The organism is Kineococcus siccus (assembly GCF_009906795.1).
Lineage (GTDB): Bacteria > Actinomycetota > Actinomycetes > Actinomycetales > Kineococcaceae > Kineococcus > Kineococcus siccus.
The window spans coordinates 1-3169 of record NZ_JAAALN010000324.1 but is presented as its reverse complement, the minus strand read 5'-3'; the positions used below and the strand labels follow the sequence as shown (position 1 = coordinate 3169).

Sequence of the window (3169 nt, the reverse complement as noted above, 5' to 3'; positions counted from 1 at the left end):
CCGCCGACCTGGGCGGCCTCCGCGGCGGGCACGTAGCGCACGACGATCTGACCGTGGTCGGGCTCCGGCGGCTCCGAGAGCAGCGAGCGCTGCAGGCCCTCGGCGAGGTCGCGCTGCTGCCGGTACAGCCGAGCCGAGTCCAGCGCCAGGCCCGCGCGCGCCGCGACCTCCCCCGCGGTCGCGACCTCGACGTCGGTCAGCGGCACCCGGTCCGGCCCGGCGAAGAGCGTCAGCAGCCCGACCGTCCGGCCCCGTCCGCGCAGCGGGAACACCGACGCCGAGGCCGGGGCCAGCTCCCGCAGCAGCGCCACGGCCTCCCCGCCGGGCGTCAGCACGGCGGAGACCGCTCGCGTCGCATCGGTCAGGTGCACCGGGCGGGCCTCGCGCAGCGCCCGGAGCAGCGGCGCATCATCGCCGAGTTCCCCGAGGTGGCAGGCCGTGTAGGCCTCGACGAGCGGCTGCAGCGCCGCGTCCCGGTGCCACCAGCCGACGTCGCGCAGGCCCCGCCGCAGGTCGCCGGCCCGACTCGCGCGGCTTCGCGTGAACGTGCTGGCGGCCGTGTCGTCGTCGACGAGCGTCACCACGCACCAGTCGCCCAGCGCGGGCACCACGAGCTGCGCCAGCCGGGCGACGGCCCGCTCGGCGTCGAGGGTGTCGGTCAGCGCGGTTGAGACCGCCCCGAGCAGGTACAAGCGCGCGGCCGATTCCTGGGCGGCCTGCTGCGCTTGCGTCCGCGCGGTCACGTCGAGGAAGTACAGGCCCAGGCCTTCGCCCTCCGGTATCGCCCGCACCTCCACCCACGCGTCGACCGGTGCGGGGTAGTAGGCGTCGAAGACCGCAGCTTCGCCGGCGGCCACCGCGTGGCGGTAGCTGGTCTCGAAGATGCCACCGACCGCGGCGGGGAACTGCTCCCAGAACAGGCTGCCGAGCATCTCTTCGCGGGTGTAGCCGGCGACGCGCTCCGCCTCGCGGTTGGCGTAGGAGATGACCCAGTCGCCGTCGAGGTGGAGGTAACCGACGGCCATCGCGTCGAGGACGGCTTCGATGCGCTCTCCGGCCGCGCGCGCACCGGTGACGTCGTAGACCGCCCCCAGCAGGCGGGTGGGCGTCCCGTCCGGCCCCGGCAGGGTCGACCCGCGCGCGGCCAGCCAGCGGTGGCTGCCGTCGGCCTGCACGACCCGGTACTGCGCGGCGTACGTCCCGCCCCCGTCGGCTGCGGCCCGGACCCGGTCGACGACCTCCTCGACGTCGTCGGGGTGGAGGTGGGCGTAGACGTCTTCGGGCCGGCCGCTGAACGTGGCCCGCGTCAGCGCCGACAGCTGCAGCAGGCGGTCGTCCAGGGTGAGCACCCCGGTGACGAGGTCGAAAGCGAAGGTGCCGACGCCAGCCGCGGTCACCGCGGCCTCCAGCAGCGCCCGGCTGGTCCGGTAGTCGTCGTCCAGTGCGGCCAGCTCCAGTTCGGCGCCCACCGCGGCGGCCACCTGCTCCAGCACGTCGACGTCGCGCTCGTCCCACGTCCGCGTCTGCGCAGCCGCCACGCACATCACGCCGACGGTCTCCCCGCCGATCGTGAGCGGCACGCCGAGGTAAGAACCGACGGCGCCGGCGGTCACGGGCGGGAGGCCCGCCACCCGGGAGTCGGCCCGGGCGTCGGTGATCTCCATGGGGGAGCCCGAGGCGGCGGTCAGCGCGCACAGTGCCTCGGCGAGCGGCTTCCGCTCGCCGGGGCGGCCCGCCGCTGGGCCGGTGCCGCTGGCGACGGCCTCGACGTCGGTGAGCAGCGAGACCTGGGCGGAGGCGACGCCCAACAGCTGCGCCGCCAGGCGGGTCAGTCGCTCAACACCCGGCAGGGAGCGCGGGGGGCTCAACCGCCGGGCCGCGGCCGTGCGGGTCGCATCGCCCGTGAGCATGGCGGCCGCCTGGGCGGCCGAGCCCTCCCCGCGCGTGCCTCCCGGCCCGTGGTGCTGCGGCACGTCGTCTCCCATCGCGCTGCCTCCCCGGCCGGTCCCCCGGCGAGCAACGTCCATCGTGGCGGACACCGGCCCCGTCCGTCGTCGGAACCGCGCCGACGACGTCAGGAGTCGGACGGCCGGGTGTCGTCGAGGTCCTCGACAAGCACCTGCCCGGTGACCAGGTCGTGGGCCAGGGCGTCGAGCGTGCGGTCGTCGGCGAAGGCACGGGCGCGCAGCAGGGCGAGCGCGGCGGGGCTGTCGAGGCCGAGGACGAGGTTCACCATGCCGACCGCGACCCACACCTGGCGACGGTCGCGGGCGGGAGCCCGGTCGAGCCAGCTGCTGCCTGAGCGCGGATTGTCGACGTCGGGTAGGGCCTCGAACAGTACCTCCGCCGTGACGGCCGCGACGACCACGGCGTCGTGGACGTCCGACGGCTGCGGCACGCGCTCCTCGACGCGGTAGAGGTCGAGCACCCCCAGCGCGGCGTCGCCCACGGACACGGGCACGCTGAGCCCGGCCCGGAAAGACGTGCGACGTCGGTGCTGGTCGTGCAGAACGGGCCAGTTCGCGGCCATCGACTCCGCGGTCGTGACGACGGGGCGCCCCTCGCGGTGCGCTTGCCAGCAAGGGCCCTCGCCGACGCTGAACTGCAACCGTTCCGCGGTCGCGGACGCCTCGTCGCTAGAGCCGAGGGGCAGGCGCAGTGGCCCGCTCATGACGCTGAGGCCGGCCCCGTCGAAGGGCAGGACGTCGACGGCGGCACGGGCCAGAGCGGTCGGCAGGGCCTCGGGCCCCGCCACCGCCAGCTGCTCCGGCCACCGCTCGGTGAAGCGGTCGACCAGCCTCATCGCGCACCACGTCGGATCGTCACGTCAGACTCCTCTGACACCTGGTGGTGCTCGGGCGTGAACACGAGGAAGTCAACGTACGGCACGCCATGACCTGTCCCAGGCCGGAGGCAACCTCAGCTCGTCGGATGAGCGGTCGATGGCAATTCCAGCTGACCATCTCCTCCGCGGTGGAGGAGCAGTCGGCGACCACGGCCGAGATGAACCGCAACGTGGCCGCCGCCGCGGACTCCTCCGAGCAGATCGCCGCGAACATCGCGGGCGTGGCGCAGTCGGCGGCCGGCACGGCCGACGCGGTGCGCAACAGCCAGGGCGTGGCGTCCGACCTGACCCGCACCTCGGAGGAGCTCAGCGCGCTCGTCGCGA

The 3169-nt window shown here is 74.9% G+C and carries 2 protein-coding genes and 1 pseudogene; 1 reads left to right on the top strand and 2 read right to left on the bottom strand.

Going from position 1 to position 3169, the window contains the following annotated elements:
- Together GTR02_RS20860 and GTR02_RS20855 are read right to left on the bottom strand one after the other, a co-directional pair.
- Window positions 1–1985 (bottom strand): GAF domain-containing protein (locus tag GTR02_RS20860; RefSeq protein ID WP_240896154.1); only part of this gene is annotated, 1985 nt, incomplete at its 3' end.
- An 89-nt stretch (window positions 1986–2074) separates the two neighbouring features.
- Window positions 2075–2803, bottom strand: coding sequence for a GAF domain-containing protein (locus tag GTR02_RS20855; RefSeq protein ID WP_166609392.1), 729 nt, complete (start codon window positions 2801–2803; stop codon window positions 2075–2077).
- A 128-nt stretch (window positions 2804–2931) separates the two neighbouring features.
- Here GTR02_RS20855 and GTR02_RS22520 point away from each other — a divergent pair.
- Window positions 2932–3169, top strand: a pseudogene (locus tag GTR02_RS22520) (methyl-accepting chemotaxis protein); the annotation flags it as partial.